Origin of the sequence: Acidaminococcus timonensis (assembly GCF_900106585.1) — a bacterium.
Classification (GTDB): domain Bacteria; phylum Bacillota; class Negativicutes; order Acidaminococcales; family Acidaminococcaceae; genus Acidaminococcus; species Acidaminococcus timonensis.
Map to the genome: position 1 here is coordinate 177,430 of NZ_FNWH01000005.1, position 15,371 is coordinate 192,800.

The 15,371-nt window shown below is 53.5% G+C and carries 8 protein-coding genes and 3 rRNA genes; 2 read left to right on the forward strand and 9 right to left on the reverse strand.

Annotated elements, in window-relative coordinates; all coding sequences use genetic code 11:
- Positions 1 to 17 precede the first annotated feature (17 nt).
- Positions 18 to 923 carry a glutamate formimidoyltransferase gene (gene ftcD, locus BQ5462_RS02765; RefSeq protein ID WP_071141916.1) on the reverse strand — a complete coding sequence of 302 codons (906 nt, stop codon included), beginning with the start codon at positions 921 to 923 and terminating at the stop codon, positions 18 to 20.
- 209 nt (positions 924 to 1,132) lie between these two features.
- On the opposite strand from ftcD, the gene BQ5462_RS02770 reads away from it, so the two are divergent.
- Complete coding sequence (locus BQ5462_RS02770) at positions 1,133 to 1,696, forward strand: HutD family protein (protein ID WP_083378046.1); 564 nt, start codon at positions 1,133 to 1,135, stop codon at positions 1,694 to 1,696.
- Between the two features lie 118 nt (positions 1,697 to 1,814).
- Here the strand turns inward: BQ5462_RS02770 and BQ5462_RS02775 are convergent, their stop codons facing one another.
- A complete protein-coding gene (locus tag BQ5462_RS02775) occupies positions 1,815 to 3,410 on the reverse strand; it encodes a hypothetical protein (RefSeq protein WP_071141918.1) in 1,596 nt (531 codons plus the stop codon).
- A 193-nt stretch (positions 3,411 to 3,603) separates the two neighbouring features.
- Entirely contained in the window at positions 3,604 to 5,502 is a 1,899-nt protein-coding gene (gene ftsH, locus BQ5462_RS02780) for an ATP-dependent zinc metalloprotease FtsH (protein WP_071141919.1), read from the reverse strand.
- Between the two features lie 262 nt (positions 5,503 to 5,764).
- Between ftsH and BQ5462_RS02785 the strand changes: the two genes are divergently transcribed.
- Complete coding sequence (locus BQ5462_RS02785; protein WP_071141920.1) at positions 5,765 to 7,312, forward strand: AbgT family transporter; 1,548 nt, start codon at positions 5,765 to 5,767, stop codon at positions 7,310 to 7,312.
- A gap of 67 nt (positions 7,313 to 7,379) precedes the next feature.
- Here BQ5462_RS02785 and rrf read toward each other — a convergent pair.
- From rrf to BQ5462_RS02815, 6 genes are all read right to left on the reverse strand, one after another.
- Positions 7,380 to 7,496, reverse strand: a 5S ribosomal RNA gene (rrf, locus tag BQ5462_RS02790).
- Between the two features lie 72 nt (positions 7,497 to 7,568).
- Positions 7,569 to 10,474: ribosomal RNA gene (locus tag BQ5462_RS02795) — 23S ribosomal RNA — on the reverse strand.
- Between the two features lie 402 nt (positions 10,475 to 10,876).
- Positions 10,877 to 12,433 (reverse strand): 16S ribosomal RNA (locus BQ5462_RS02800).
- Together the 16S, 23S and 5S rRNA genes form the textbook arrangement of a ribosomal RNA operon.
- Positions 12,434 to 12,699: 266 nt before the next feature.
- Positions 12,700 to 13,761 carry an A/G-specific adenine glycosylase gene (gene mutY / locus BQ5462_RS02805; protein WP_235819557.1) on the reverse strand — a complete coding sequence of 354 codons (1,062 nt, stop codon included), beginning with the start codon at positions 13,759 to 13,761 and terminating at the stop codon, positions 12,700 to 12,702.
- Positions 13,745 to 14,230, reverse strand: a complete 486-nt coding sequence (locus BQ5462_RS02810; RefSeq protein ID WP_071141921.1) for an 8-oxo-dGTP diphosphatase — start codon at positions 14,228 to 14,230, stop codon at positions 13,745 to 13,747. The genes mutY and BQ5462_RS02810 overlap by 17 nt, the downstream gene beginning before the upstream one ends.
- A 17-nt stretch (positions 14,231 to 14,247) precedes the next feature.
- Complete coding sequence (locus BQ5462_RS02815) at positions 14,248 to 15,363, reverse strand: M20 family metallopeptidase (RefSeq protein ID WP_071141922.1); 1,116 nt, start codon at positions 15,361 to 15,363, stop codon at positions 14,248 to 14,250.
- Between the last annotated feature and the right edge of the window lie 8 nt (positions 15,364 to 15,371).

The window sequence follows — 15,371 nt, forward strand, 5'->3', positions numbered from 1 at the left end:
TCTCTCTGGGTAAGGAATTATTCTTCCAGTTCCAGCAGGCGTTTTTCAAGGATTTCGTCCATGTTGAAGTTTTCGATCTGCAGATAGTATTCTGCAGCCATCAGCAGTGCCTTCATGGGAACGGTCCCGATAACTTCACTGCCCACTACATTGACGCCGTACCGGCGGGCTTCCATCTTGATCATTTCGAAAGCCTGGTACACGGCGGACTTTTCATAGTTCACCAGGTTCATGGAAACCTGTACCTGATTCCGTTCTTCCAGTTTCACGCCCATAGCCTTGACAAAATGCAGGCCGCCGCCGATATTCCGGACTTTCCGGGCAATGGCGTCAGCCACAGCCTTGTCACTGCAATCCAGGTTCACGTTAAAGGCAACCAGCGGTACCCGGGCACCTACTGCGGAGCATCCGGATTTTTCATTCATGACTGCCGGACCGTAATCCGGTTTCCATTCCGGATCCTTGATCTTTTCAAAGAAGCCCTCATACTGGCCCTTGCGGACAGAAGCCAGGTTCCGGCGGGCTTCCTTGGTGCAGGCATCTTCATACAGATAAACAGGGATGCCCATTTCCCCATAGGCTTTACCCACTGCATTGGCAATGGCAACACATTCATCCATGGTCACACCCATGACAGGCGTAAAGGGAACCACATCCACAGCGCCAAAACGGGGATGAGCACCATGGTGGGTCCGCATGTCGATCAGCTGGATGGCGACTTTTGCCATGTTGATGGCAGCTTCCGTAACCGCTTCAGGAGAACCGATGATGGTAACCACCGAACGGTTATGATCCGGATCGCTGGAGTAATCCAGGATTTTCAGCCCTTTGATCTTGCGGGCTTCGTCAACGATCTTTTCAACCTTTTCCTTATCCCGGCCTTCACTGAAATTCGGTACAAATTCAACCAACTTTTTCGCCATAATGGGCACCTCCATAGTCCTATTATCGTATACTGGATTAGCTGAAAGGCAATTCCTTGCCCTGTCGCTATTATATTATGATTTTTTCGCCTAAAAAACGTCTGAAATCAATTTTTTCCGAGATTTTTATTTTTTGACACTTTATGGACGTACGTTTTTCTACTATACTGAAAGAAAAACTGTGCAACCGCACGATGGAGGTGCTGCTGATGACCCTAAAAGCCATTTCCCGTTTCCATGCCGTGACCACCCGCTGGTCCGGAGGGACCACCACTGAATTTTACATTGCTCCCGAAGGTTCTTCCTATACCCGGCGGGATTTCCAGATCCGGATCAGTTCTGCCACCGTGGACGACCCGGAATCGGATTTCACCCTTTTACCGGATTACAACCGGATCATCTGCCCTCTGGAAGGCGGTTTTACGCTGACTTTTCCGGAAGATGGGAATCGACAGATCACTTTGGGCCCTCTGGAGGAAGCCTTTTTCGATGGGGCCTGGCATACCCATTCGGTGGGCAGGGCCGTCGATTTCAACGTGATGACCCGGAAGGGCCTCACCGCCACCTATGCCCGGCTGAAAAAGAGCCAGTTCCTGGCTCCCGCCGCCCATCGTTTCGTCTATGTGCCCTTCCTGACGGAAAAACAGCTGCTGGGGGCACTGCTGGAAGGCCAACCGCTGAAAGCCGATACCCTGTATGTGATCACCGGTCCGGAAAAAGCAGGACTGCTGCTTCCACCTGGCTGTGAAGTCCTTTATATCACTGTCGCATAAAAACAGGGGGTGTGAAAAAATGCTTTTCACACCCCGTCTCTAGTCTCTAGTCTCTAGCCGATGGAAGCCAGCTGACGCTAGCGAAATAAAGGCGCTGTGAATGATTTTTTCACAGCGCCTATTTTTGATGTTCATGGATTACATCCAGAAAACTGGCGAAATCCATGGTCCGTTTCTTCAGCAGTACATCCACCCGCAGTTTCAACAGCGGATGCTGGCTCATCTCCCGGGCCTTCAGCAGCGCCAGCCGCATCTGGGGCGACCAGTTCTTATCCGGCCAGGAATCCAGTACGCCCAGCGCCGTACTCCGGCAGGAGTCATAGATGGACGTCAGGGCCTTTTCCAGCAGGTCCTCTCCCTCCCCCGGATGCTCCCCGAGCGCTTCCAGCAGCGGCTCCATTACGTATTCTTCCGATAAATATTCATCCGCATGTTCCCGGGCGAATTTCATCACCCGATTGAACCGGCGTTTGTCATCCGTATCCAGCAGGAACCCATACAGTTCCGTCCGCGAGGGATCCGCCTTCAACAGCGCCCACAATTCCCTGTGGATATCCAGGTCCAATGCATAGGCCATATGGACCACGATCAGATTCACCCGGCCGTCTTTTTCCAGCAGATTGGCCTTGATCTGTGGCAGCCAGTCCGTGGCAAATACCAGGGATTCCAGGTCACTGATCAGAAGGTGGCACTGGTTCATGGACAGATAATCCCAGCATTCATCGTCCACCATGGTCCGCAGACCTTCTGCCATATTGATGAGAGCCGCCGCATCCATCAGGTCCGTATGGTACTCTCTGGCATGACGCAGGAACTTCTGCATAAGATCGAACAGATCCACCACCGGCAGCTTTTCCTCCCCGGAGATACCCAGCTGCTGGAAGCCCAGCAGAAATGCCAGATAGTTCAGCAGCAGATGGCTGATGCCCTGGAACATGGGATGTTCCAGATGGGGTTCCTTCAGCAGAGCCGGAATATCCACTTTGGAAAAAATCAGCAGGGACACTGCCGGATAATTGATGGTCAGGTCACAGCCATGGACCACCAGCCAGGCCTGGTCCTCCGGTTTATCGAACGGATAGGCCTGCATGGCGCACAGCTTGCCCCAGCCCATGGTGTGCTGCAGCATATCCCACAGGTCCTTCTGGTCCAACTGATGGCACAGTTCCAGGGCATAGATCACGAAACTGGTGAATTCTTCGCAACGGGCCAGCACCAGGAGATCTTTCTTCAGCTGCCAGTTCACCACCAGATCCTGCTCGTTCAGCATATACAACCCGCAGATCACAATGGCCAGTTTCACCGTTTCCCGGCTGGAAGCTTCATAAAGCCATTCCCGTGCCAGTTCCCACAGCGGCTGGGGAATCCGCTGCTCGGAAAGCTGATCCACCAGGCTCTCATAATAGAGGATGCAGGGGGTGGAAGATATCCCCATGTACAGCATGGTAGCATTTTCCGGGGTAGGATCTTCCGCATAGGCCTGCAGCACCTGATAAATCTGGATACCCACGGAACCGGCAGCCTCCTCCGCCTGGCTGTTGCTGGCCAGGAAGGCGTCCGCCGCCCCCGGTTCCAGCAGAGCTTCGTTATCCCCCGCTACGATGGCCCTGTCTTCCAGGTTTTCTTTGGTAAAGAAGCCCTCAGCATCCAGGTTGCTCTTGATATAGTCGAATATGCTTTTTCCCTGTTTCCAGGGTTTCGTGCGTGTTTCCATAATTCTCATCCTATTTCTTGAAAATGTACAGCTTTGTAGGATATTCATTATACCATAAAAAGACAAAAAATCAAAAAAGGAGTGTGAAAAGATGTTCCACACTCCCTCACCGGCAATAACCGATGGAAGCCGGCAGATGCCGGCAAAAGCAAGGAGCCATGGATCTTTTCCACAGCTCCTCTCCCTGTTATTTTTATGCCTGAGTCGTACTTTCCGGTTCCGCAGAGGTTGCCGTGGTTTCCACCGTTTCCGGTTCATCCTGCTTCATGGTCCCATGGAGAATGGCCATAAATTCATCGCCGGTGATGGTTTCCTTCTTCAGCAGATACTGGGCCAGCTCATCCATCTTATCCCTATGGGCTTCCAGGATGGCACGTGCCTGTTTGTGAGCCTTTTTCACCACAGCAAACACCGCCTCATCGATCTTGGCGGCAGTTTCCGGCGCACAGGACAGGGAAGTGTCACCGCTCAGGTACGCATTGTTCACTGTTTCCAGTGCCACCATGTCGAATTCGTCCGTCATGCCGAACCGGGTGATCATAGCCCGGGCCAGTTTGGTGGCCTGCTCGATATCATTGGAAGCACCACTGGTCACCAGATTGAAGACCACTTCTTCAGCAGACCGTCCACCGGTCAGGGTCACGATCTTGTTATACAGTTCCTCCTTGCTCATGAGCACCTTTTCCTGGGTATCCACCTGCATGGTGTAACCCAGGGCTCCGGACGTACGGGGGATGATGGTAATCTTATGGACCGGTGCCGAATCCTTCTGGGAAGCGGCAACCAGGGCATGACCGATTTCGTGATAGGCGATGACTTTCTTTTCCTCCTGAGAAATCACGGCACCCTTCCGCTGGGCCCCGGCGATGACCACTTCCACGCTTTCCTCCAGATCTTCCTGGATGACTTCGTTACGGCCCATACGCACTGCCCGCAGGGCCGCTTCATTGACGATGTTGGCCAGCTCAGCACCGGAGGCACCACTGGTAGCCAGGGCAATGGTATGGAAATCCACATGAGGATCCATTTTCACATCATGGGAATGGACCTTCAGGATGGCTTCCCGGCCCTGGAGGTCGGGCAGCTCTACCGGTACCCGGCGGTCGAAACGGCCCGGACGCAACAGGGCCTTATCCAGCACTTCCGGACGGTTGGTGGCAGCCAGGATGATCACACCCTTGCTGCCGTCGAACCCATCCATTTCAGAAAGCAGCTGGTTCAGCGTCTGTTCCCGTTCGTCGTTGCTGCCAAAGGAACCATTGTCTCTCTTTTTGCCGATGGCATCGATTTCATCGATGAATACGATGCAGGGGGCCTTTTCCTGGGCCTGCTTGAACAGATCCCGGACACGGGCAGCCCCCATGCCTACGAACATTTCAATGAACTCGGAACCGGAAATGGAGAAGAAGGGGACTTTGGCTTCCCCGGCTACGGCCTTGGCCAGCAGGGTCTTACCAGTCCCGGGAGGTCCCACCAGCAGAACGCCTTTGGGCATGACCGCACCGATGGCCTTGTATTTGGAAGGATTGTGCAGGTAGTTGACGATTTCCTGCAGAGCTTCCTTGGCTTCGTCCTGTCCGGCCACATCCTTGAAGGTAACGCCGGTTTGGGAGGCAATGTACACCTTGGCATTGCTCTTGCCGAAGCTCATCATATTGCCGCCACCGATTTTAGGGCCCAGATACCGCATGAGCAGCTGCCCGATGACCATAAAGACCAGGAAAGGCAGAATCCAGTTGTTAAAGAAGCTGACAATGGGCGATTCCTGCTTGGGAATCACCTGGGAGAATTCCACCTTGGCCTTGACCAGACGGCTCACCAGCTCCGGATCATCCACCCGGCCCGTCACATAGATCTGCTCTTTGTTGTCACTGTCATTGCACAGCAGAGCGATCCTGTCCTTGGTGATTTCCACTTTTTTGGCCTTGCCCTCATCCACCATGCTCAGGAAATTGGTGTAACTCACTTCATGGACCTTGGGCTGGAAGAACATGGGGCTGATGACCGTATTGATGATCAGGATCAGCAGAATGGCCGCGATATAATACATCCGTATATGTTTGGATTGCTTATTGGGATTCTTGTCATCCATGGTATTTCATCCTTTCTGCAGGTACACTGCATGTTATTCTATGATTATAGCACAAACCATGGCAAAAATTAACAGAAATTGATTTTCCACTTAATTTTTTAATTCTTCTGTATTATTGTCTCCTATTAACAGACAATTTTGTTTTTTGACTATCTTTTCTTTTTACTTTTTGTTACAATAGTCATAGAATTCGGTCTGTTATGCTTATCGTCAATTCATGTCCCATTCACATCCAGTCCATCACCAAAAGGAGGCACCATCCATGACCCAAGAAATCAAGAAGAAAAATCCCCAGGAAATCGGAGGTTTCCTGAAAGGCGTGGAAATCATCGGCAACAAGCTGCCCCACCCGGCGATCCTTTTCTTCATCCTTTCCCTGATCGTGATCCTGATCTCCCACCTGGCTGCATCACAAGGCATGACCGTGACCTATTTTGACGCCCGGGCCAAAGCGGAAGTCACCAAAAAAGCGGTATCCCTGCTGAATGCCGACGGACTCCGATACATGTTCGATTCTGCCACCAAAAACTATACAGGCTTTGCACCCCTGGGCACCGTACTGGTTGCCATGCTGGGTGTGGGCGTGGCCGAATGGTCCGGTCTGTTCAACACCTCCCTGAAGAAACTGCTGATGAATGCCAATCCCCGTTTCCTGACACCCATTGTGGTTTTTGCCGGTGTCATGTCCAACATTGCTTCTGACGCAGGCTATGTCATCGTAGTCCCCATCGGCGCAATGATTTTCGCCATGGCGGGTCGCCATCCCCTGGCCGGTATGGCAGCCGCCTTTGCCGGAGTTTCCGGCGGTTTTTCTGCCAATCTGCTGATTGGCACCACGGATCCTCTGCTCACCGGCATCACCAACCAGGCCCTGATTGCAGCCGGAATCGACATGATCCTGGACCCCACCTGCAACTGGTACTTCCTGGCGGCGTCCACCATCCTGCTCACCATCGTGGGGACCTTTGTCACCGATCGGATCGTGGAAAAGAACCTGGGCACGTACACTGGGGTCTATCAACCGGACAATCAGCCTGTAACCCCGTTGGAAAACAAAGGACTGAAATGGGCCACCCTGGCACTGCTGGCATACGTAATCCTCATGGCGCTGCTGATGTTCCCGGACAAAGCCGTATTCCAGACCCTGGAAAAAGCCACCGGCCAATACACTTTGAAGACTTTCATGCACAACGGGCTGATTCCTGCCATCCTGTTGCTGTTCCTGATTCCCGGCCTGGTGTATGGGAAAATCGTGGGAAAGATCAAGACCTCCCATGATTTGGTAACCGCCATGACCACAGCCATGAAATCACTGGGAGGATACATGGTCCTGGCCTTTTTCGCTTCTCAGTTCATCGCGTACTTTGGGAAGACCAACCTGGGGATCATCGTCTCCTTCAAAGGGGCAGATGCACTGGAAGCTGCCGGGCTCACCGGTCTGCCCCTGATCATCCTCTTCATCTTCCTTTCGGCGTTCCTGAACCTGTTCATGGGATCCGCTTCTGCCAAATGGGCCATTATGGCACCCATTTTCGTTCCCATGATGTACCGCCTGGGGCTGTCTCCAGCACTCACCCAGGTAGCCTATCGAATCGGTGATTCCTCCACCAACATCATCACCCCGCTGATGAGCTATTTCGCCATGATTGTGGTGTTCATGCAGAAATACAAGGAGGACGCCGGGCTGGGGACCCTGATCTCCATGATGCTACCCTATTCCATTACCTTCCTGATTTCCTGGAGCATCCTCATGGGCATTTGGATCCTGTTGGGTCTGCCCGTAGGACCGGGAGCCGGGCTGTTCCTGTAAGAAAATGCATAACGGACCATTCTAGCAAAAAGAAAGAGCATCGCGTCTGCGATGCTCTTTCTCACTTAACCGGCAGCTCCCTATCCTCCCGGAGCGTTTCCACTCGAGTACTTTCGGCGTATAAGGGCTTAACTACTGTGTTCGGCATGGGAACAGGTGGATCCCCTTAGCTATCACCACCGGATTTTCTGTTGAAGGCATGAGCCTTCAAAACTTCATGAAGAGACATTCTTTTGTCTATTGACTAGACTCGGTTTAAGTCAAGCCCTCGACATATTAGTACAGGTCAGCTTAACGTATTGCTACGCTTCCACACCCTGCCTATCAACCTGGTAATCTTCCAGGTGTCTTACCAGCTTACGCTGTGAGAGATCTCATCTTAAGGATGGTTTCACGCTTAGATGCTTTCAGCGTTTATCCGTTCCGGACGTAGCTACCCAACTATACCCCTGGCGGGATAATTGGTACACCAGCGGTCCGTCCACTCCGGTCCTCTCGTACTAGGAGCAGCCCCCTTCAAATCTCTTGCGCCCGCGATGGATAGGGACCGAACTGTCTCACGACGTTCTGAACCCAGCTCACGTACCACTTTAATGGGCGAACAGCCCAGCCCTTGGGACCGACTTCAGCCCCAGGATGTGATGAGCCGACATCGAGGTGCCAAACCTCCCCGTCGATATGGACTCTTGGGAGAGATTAGCCTGTTATCCCCAGGGTAGCTTTTATCCGTTGAGCGATGGCCCTTCCACTTGGATGCCACCGGATCACTAAGCCCTACTTTCGTACCTGCTCGCCGTGTTTGGCTCGCAGTCAAGCTCCCTTCTGCCTTTGCACTCGCCGCGCGGTTTCCGTCCGCGCTGAGGGAACCTTTGGGCGCCTCCGTTACACTTTGGGAGGCGACCGCCCCAGTCAAACTGCCCGCCTAACACTGTCCCGGCGATCGTTACTCGCACGGTTAGAATCCCGATAGTTGAAGGGTGGTATCCCAACAGCGGCTCGGGCAATCCCAGAGGACTGCCTTCCATGCCTCCCACCTATCCTGTGCATCAAATATCAGAACCCAATATTAGGTTACAGTAAAGCTCCATGGGGTCTTTCTGTCCAGTCGCGGGTAACCTGCATCTTCACAGGTATTTCAATTTCACCGGGTCCCTCGTTGAGACAGTGCCCAAATCGTTACACCTTTCGTGCGGGTCGGAACTTACCCGACAAGGAATTTCGCTACCTTAGGACCGTTATAGTTACGGCCGCCGTTCACTGGGGCTTCAGTCGAATGCTTTGGGTCGAACCCGGACATCCTTCTTTAACCTTCCAGCACTGGGCAGGTGTCAGCACCTATACATCAGATTTCTCTTTCGCAGGCACCTGTGTTTCTGGTTAACAGTCGCTTGGGCCTCTTCTCTGCGACCACACCGGGCTCCAGGAGCAAGTCCCTTCACCTTTGTGGCTACCCTTATCCCGAAGTTACGGGTACATTTTGCCGAGTTCCTTAACGAGGGTTCTCCCGCGCACCTTAGGATTCTCTCCCCGCATACCTGTGTCGGTTTACGGTACGGGCGGCAGCTTTCTCACTAGAAGCTTTTCTCGGCAGCGTAGGCTCAATCCCTTCGGGAACAAGTTCCCTCCGCATCACGCCTCAGCCTCAGTCACCGGATTTGCCTGATGACCAGCCTATGCGCTTGCACACGATCTACCAATCTCGTGCGGACCTGCCTTCCTGCGTCACTCCATCGTTCAAACGATCACTGCCGGTACTGGAATATCAACCAGTTGTCCATCTCCTACGCTCTTTGCCTCGGATTAGGTCCCGACTTACCCTGAGACGACGATCGTTGCTCAGGAATCCTTATGCTTTCGGTGGAATGGATTCTCACCATTCTTTTCGCTACTCATGCCAACATTCTCACTTCCCACCAGTCCACCGTTCCTTCCAGAACGACTTCAGCCCGATGGGAACGCTCCTCTACCACACATACTTGCGTATGTATCCATAGCTTCGGTTCCATACTTTAGCCCCGGGAATCTTCGGCGCAGGGCCTCTCGACCAGTGAGCTATTACGCACTCTTTAAATGGTGGCTGCTTCTGAGCCAACATCCTGGTTGTTTATGAGACCCCACATCCTTTTCCACTTAGTATGGCATTGGGGACCTTAGCTGATGGTCTGGGCTGTTTCCCTTTTGACTATGGGACTTATCTCTCACAGTCTGACTCCCAGGCTCTGCAGCGTAACCATTCGTAGTTTGACAGGGTTCGGTAACCATTACAGTCCCTATCCCGATCAGTGCTCTACCGCCTACGCTTACTGCCTGAGGCTAGCCCTAAAGCTATTTCGAGGAGAACCAGCTATCTCTGCGTTCGATTGGAATTTCACCGCTACCCACGATTCATCCGAAAGTTTTTCAACACTCACCGGTTCGGTCCTCCACACGATTTTACCCGTGCTTCAACCTGATCATGGGTAGATCACTACAGTTTCGGGTCTACGAACACCAACTATTCGCCCTGTTCAGACTCGGTTTCCCTACGGCTCCGCATTTCCTGCTTAACCTCGCTGGTGCCCGTAACTCGTTGGCTCATTCTTCAATAGGCACGCCGTCGCTTGCGCTCCGACTGCTTGTAGACATACGGTTTCAGGTTCTATTTCACTCCGCTCCCGCGGTTCTTTTCACCTTTCCCTCACGGTACTATGCGCTATCGGTCACTAAGGAGTGTTTAGCCTTGGAGGGTGGTCCCCCCGACTTCCCGCAAAATTCCTCGTGCTTCGCGGTACTCTGGATACTGGCCCCCTTGCTCTGCCTTTCGCCTACCCGGCTATCACGGTCTGTGGCTCATCTTTCCAGATGATTCGGCTAGGCCTGACTCGGTTTATGCCAGTCCGTAACCCCAGAGAACCGAAGTTCTCTGGTTTAGGCTCTGCCCTCTTCGCTCGCCGCTACTGTGGGCATCTCGTTTGATTTCTCCTCCTCCGGCTACTTAGATGTTTCAGTTCACCGGGTTCCCCTCCCGTAGGATACCATCCCATAACGGATGGTGGGTTTCCCCATTCGGACATCTGCGGATCAAAGCCTGCTTGCGGCTCCCCGTAGCTTTTCGCAGCTTACCACGTCCTTCATCGGCTCTTAGTGCCTAGGCATCCACCGTATGCCCTTAGTAGCTTGACTTCCTCGCTTCGATAAATTGGCGTCTCCTGCGTCACGTCTCCGCGTAGCTCGGTCGATNATACCAGATGTATAATCTCCCTCGCCATGCTCGCCGTTCCTTGGATCCATCCAATTTCTCTTCGCGAGCTTGTGAACCTTAGATATCATATATCTTTGGTCCCGGTTCTCAATTACTAAAGACACATTGCTGTGTTCCTAGTTCTCGTTACTCGTTTCTAAATTCGCATTTAGATCAGAGGTGCTTATCCGATCATCACATCGGATAAGACTTTGTTTTGTCTCTTCTATGAAGTTTTCAAGGTTCATGCTTCAGGGACGAGCCCTGAGAACCAAATATTGTTATGACAGATGTGCGTCGACGAGAATAGAAGCAAGCCCTCGGGCTCCTTCGGTTCTCCATAGAAAGGAGGTGATCCAGCCGCTCGTTCTCGAACGGCTACCTTGTTACGACTTCACCCCAATCATCGGCCCCACCTTAGACAGCTGACTCCTAAAAGGTTATCTCACCGGCTTCGGGTGTTACCAACTTTCGTGGTGTGACGGGCGGTGTGTACAAGGCCCGGGAACGTATTCACCGCAGTATGCTGACCTGCGATTACTAGCGATTCCAACTTCACGCAGGCGGGTTGCAGCCTGCGATCCGAACTGGGGTCGGGTTTCTGGGATTTGCTCCACCTCGCGGCTTCGCTGCCCTTTGTTGCCGACCATTGTAGTACGTGTGTAGCCCAAGACATAAGGGGCATGATGACTTGACGTCATCCCCGCCTTCCTCCAGGTTATCCCTGGCAGTCTCCTATGAGTCCCCACCATAACGTGCTGGTAACATAGGATAAGGGTTGCGCTCGTTGCGGGACTTAACCCAACATCTCACGACACGAGCTGACGACAGCCATGCACCACCTGTTTTCGTGTCTCCGAAGAGAGGGACTTATCTCTAAGTCTTTCACTCAATGTCAAGCCTTGGTAAGGTTCTTCGCGTTGCGTCGAATTAAACCACATACTCCACCGCTTGTGCGGGCCCCCGTCAATTCCTTTGAGTTTCAATCTTGCGATCGTAGTCCCCAGGCGGGGTACTTATTGCGTTAACTCCGGCACAGAAGGGGTCGATACCTCCTACACCTAGTACCCATCGTTTACGGCCAGGACTACCGGGGTATCTAATCCCGTTTGCTACCCTGGCTTTCGCATCTCAGCGTCAGACACAGTCCAGAAAGGCGCCTTCGCCACTGGTGTTCCTCCCAATATCTACGCATTTCACCGCTACACTGGGAATTCCCCTTTCCTCTCCTGCACTCAAGACTTCCAGTATCCAACGCCATACGGGGTTAAGCCCCGCATTTTCACGTCGGACTTAAAAGCCCGCCTACATGCTCTTTACGCCCAATAATTCCGGACAACGCTTGCCACCTACGTATTACCGCGGCTGCTGGCACGTAGTTAGCCGTGGCTTCCTCGTCAGGTACCGTCAATACCGAAATGTATTGTAGATCAGTACATTCGTCCCTGACAACAGAGTTTTACAATCCGAAGACCTTCATCACTCACGCGGCGTTGCTCCGTCAGACTTTCGTCCATTGCGGAAGATTCCCCACTGCTGCCTCCCGTAGGAGTTTGGGCCGTGTCTCAGTCCCAATGTGGCCGTTCATCCTCTCAGACCGGCTACTGATCATCGCCTAGGTGAGCCGTTACCCCACCTACTAGCTAATCAGACGCAGGCCCATCTTCTGGCGATAGCTTACAAGTAGAGGCCATCTTTCCTCCCGCCTCCATGCGGAGGCGGGAGCACATTCGGTATTAGCATCCCTTTCGGAATGTTGTCCCCAACCAGAGGGCAGGTTGCCTACGCGTTACTCACCCGTTCGCCACTAAGAATTCACCGAAGCAAATTCTCCGTTCGACTTGCATGTGTTAAGCACGCCGCCAGCGTTCGTCCTGAGCCAGGATCAAACTCTCCAAAATAGATTATTTTGAAGAGCCGCTTGGCTCTCAAATACTAGCTTTGATTTTTTAACCTGGTTTTCATCCAGGTGACTCGATCTCATCACTAAAAGTGACTTGACCCGCACATCTGTCAACAATATTTAGTTTTCAAGGTTCACCCTTGCTGTCAACTGACAGCTTAATTATATTAACAAATCTTTTGGAATTTGTCAACAACTTTTTTAAGCTGTTCCAAATTCTTTGATTTGTCAGCGCTCTCTCAAAGAGAAAGCTTGTATATAATATCAAACTCTCTCCTTGCTGTCAACACCTTTTTTCAAAAAAGCTGCCAGTTTTGCATGGGGTCCTGCCAGGGGGACCTGTTCCCACTCCTCCGGGCTGAAGAACGCATACTCTCCTTCCGGTACAATTCCTTCTTTCAGTACATACGCCTTCATCGTCCAGATCTGGTGGGTGAAGACATGCTTGTGTTCCCAGAGAACCTCTCCTGTTTTGCCCTGCAGCAGTTCATCCAGACCCTGCCGAGCTTCTTTTTCCGTCTCCTCCAGCACCATGGGGAATTCCCACATAGACGCAAGCATCCCCTTGGCAGGCCGTTTGTGCAGCAGGAATTTTCCTTCCCTGATCATCAGGCCGCAGGCAGCAGCAAATTCTTTCTGGGGTGCTTTAGGCCGCTTCACCGGCAACTGTTCCGTCCGCTTTTCCTGATAAGCCCGGCACTGTTCTATGAGAGGGCACTGCCCGCAGCGAGGATGTTTCGGAATGCATATATTCGCTCCCAGGTCCATCATGGCTTCGTTGAAATCTCCCGGGCGGTCTTCCGGGATGGACGTTTCTGCCAAACCGGTCAGGGTCCTCTTGCCGGCCGTAGAGGTGATATCCTGATCCACCCCGTAGAGCCGGGCCAGCACCCGGAGCAGGTTCCCATCCACCGCCGGAACCTTCTGCCCGAAGGCCATGGAAGCGATGGCTCCTGCTGTATAGGCACCGATACCGGGCAGGCTCTGCAGGGTTTTGGCATCCCGGGGCATTGTCCCGCCGTATTCCACCATCACCTGCCGGGCCGCCTTATGCAGATTCCGGGCGCGGCTGTAATACCCCAGCCCCTGCCAGGCCCGAAGGATCTGTTCTTCCGACGCCTGGGCCAGATCCTGCAGGGTGGGAAACTGCTCCATCCAGCGGCAGAAATAATCTTTCACGGTTTCCGTACGGGTCTGCTGGAGCATGATTTCAGAAACCCAGACATGGTATGGATTGCGGGGATGGGTTTCCCGCCAGGGCAGTTCCCGTCTGTGGGCATCGAACCAGTGGAGGAGCAGCCTGGGCCAGTCATTTTGCGGAATCAAGATGGACCTCCTGGAACAGAGAATGGATGACCTGGTCCCCATCGGGGCCGAACAGGATGGTCCCCCGCAGCTGCTTCCCGTCCAGCAGAGCCGGCAGCCAGATCCGATCCGCCTGCCACATTTCGTCATAGGGCAGTTCCTCCAGGCTGAACCAGCGGGGCTCCATCTCTTCCGACAACCGGGGTTCTCCCGCCCATTTCCGGGCAAAATACACCATGCCTCCATGGGACCAGCTTCCGTCAGAAGGCTGGTCGAAATACAGATCGGCCATCAGTTCCAGATCTTCCGGTCTCACCTGGATGCCGCTTTCCTCCCGCAATTCCCGTACTGCACACTGGCGCATGGTTTCCCCGTCTTCGATTTTGCCGCCGAAGCCATTCCACTTGCCCACACCCATACCGCGCCGTTTCCGGCCCAGCAGGATCCGATTCTGTCCATCCAGCAAATAAACCAGGGACGTATCCCGCATGTTCTTCCACCTTTCTCCTATTTTGTCAAAACCGCTTTTACCAGCGCTTCCAGAAACCGGAAGCGCGGTTCCAGACTGCTGATTTCTCCATATTCCGTCACGGCATGGCCGTTGCCGCCTACAGGGCCCAGTCCATCCAGTGTGGGTACCCCCAGGGCGGAGGTAAAGTTGCCGTCACTGCCGCCACCGGCCGCCTGCCAGTGAAAGGCAACGCCCTGCTCTGCCCCGATCCGATCGGCCAGGCGGCAGAACGCCAGGGACTTTTCCGTAGGCATCATGGGAGGCCGGGCCATGCCCCCATCCACCGTGACTTTCACCCGGGCATCGAAGGGATGGGCTTCCAATTCCCGCAGGGCCCGGTCGATCCGTTCTCCTTCACTGCTTTTTTGGATCCGTACATCCACCACACACCGGCATTGGGCTGCTACCACATTGGCTGCCGTACCGCCCTGCACCAGACCGATGTTCAGCGTGGTCCCCGCCTGCCGATCGGCCAGGGCGATGAGCTTTTCACCCCAACGGATGAACTCATTGATGGCACTGGCCCCCTTGTCGGGGTTCACCCCTGCATGGGAGGCTATGCCTTCAAAGGTGATGGTATACTTGCAGATTCCCTTCCGTTCATTCACCAGATCCCCATTGGGACGGGCACTTTCCATGATCAGGGCATGATCCGCCTTTCGGGCTTCCCGTTCGATCACAGGACGGGAATACCGGGAACTGATTTCCTCATCCGGATTGAACAGCAGACATACACTGCCCGGTGCTTTTTCCGCAGCGAGGATTTCTGCCAGGTACACCATGAACAGGTCCCCGCATTTCATATCGGCAGAGCCCGGTCCCTTATAATGATCTCCTTCGATGGAGAAAGGCCGTTCCCGGACGGTACCCATCGGAAACACCGTATCCATATGTCCCAGCAGGATCACATCATAATGATCCGGATTGCCCCAGACCGCTTTCAGGCAGGGTCCCACAGCGTCTCCCACAGGAATCAGTTCCGTGGTCCAGCCCGCCCTGTCCAGGCGGTCTTTGATCCAGGCTGCCACCCGGGCCGTGCCTTCCGGGTACGTGCTGAAGGAATCCATATTCACCAGGGTTTCCATGTCTTTCAAGTATTGCTGTACATCCATGCTTGCAG

Excerpts from the sequence above, each read along its gene's own strand:
- BQ5462_RS02770 (WP_083378046.1), top strand. The coding sequence starts at position 1,133 with ATGACCCTAAAAGCCATTTCCCGTTTCCATGCCGTGACCACCCGCTGG.
- BQ5462_RS02810 (WP_071141921.1), bottom strand. The coding sequence starts at position 14,230 with ATGCGGGATACGTCCCTGGTTTATTTGCTGGATGGACAGAATCGGATC.
- BQ5462_RS02775 (WP_071141918.1), bottom strand. The coding sequence starts at position 3,410 with ATGGAAACACGCACGAAACCCTGGAAACAGGGAAAAAGCATATTCGAC.
- BQ5462_RS02785 (WP_071141920.1), top strand. The coding sequence starts at position 5,765 with ATGACCCAAGAAATCAAGAAGAAAAATCCCCAGGAAATCGGAGGTTTC.
- ftsH (WP_071141919.1), bottom strand. The coding sequence starts at position 5,502 with ATGGATGACAAGAATCCCAATAAGCAATCCAAACATATACGGATGTAT.
- ftcD (WP_071141916.1), bottom strand. The coding sequence starts at position 923 with ATGGCGAAAAAGTTGGTTGAATTTGTACCGAATTTCAGTGAAGGCCGG.
- BQ5462_RS02815 (WP_071141922.1), bottom strand. The coding sequence starts at position 15,363 with ATGGATGTACAGCAATACTTGAAAGACATGGAAACCCTGGTGAATATG.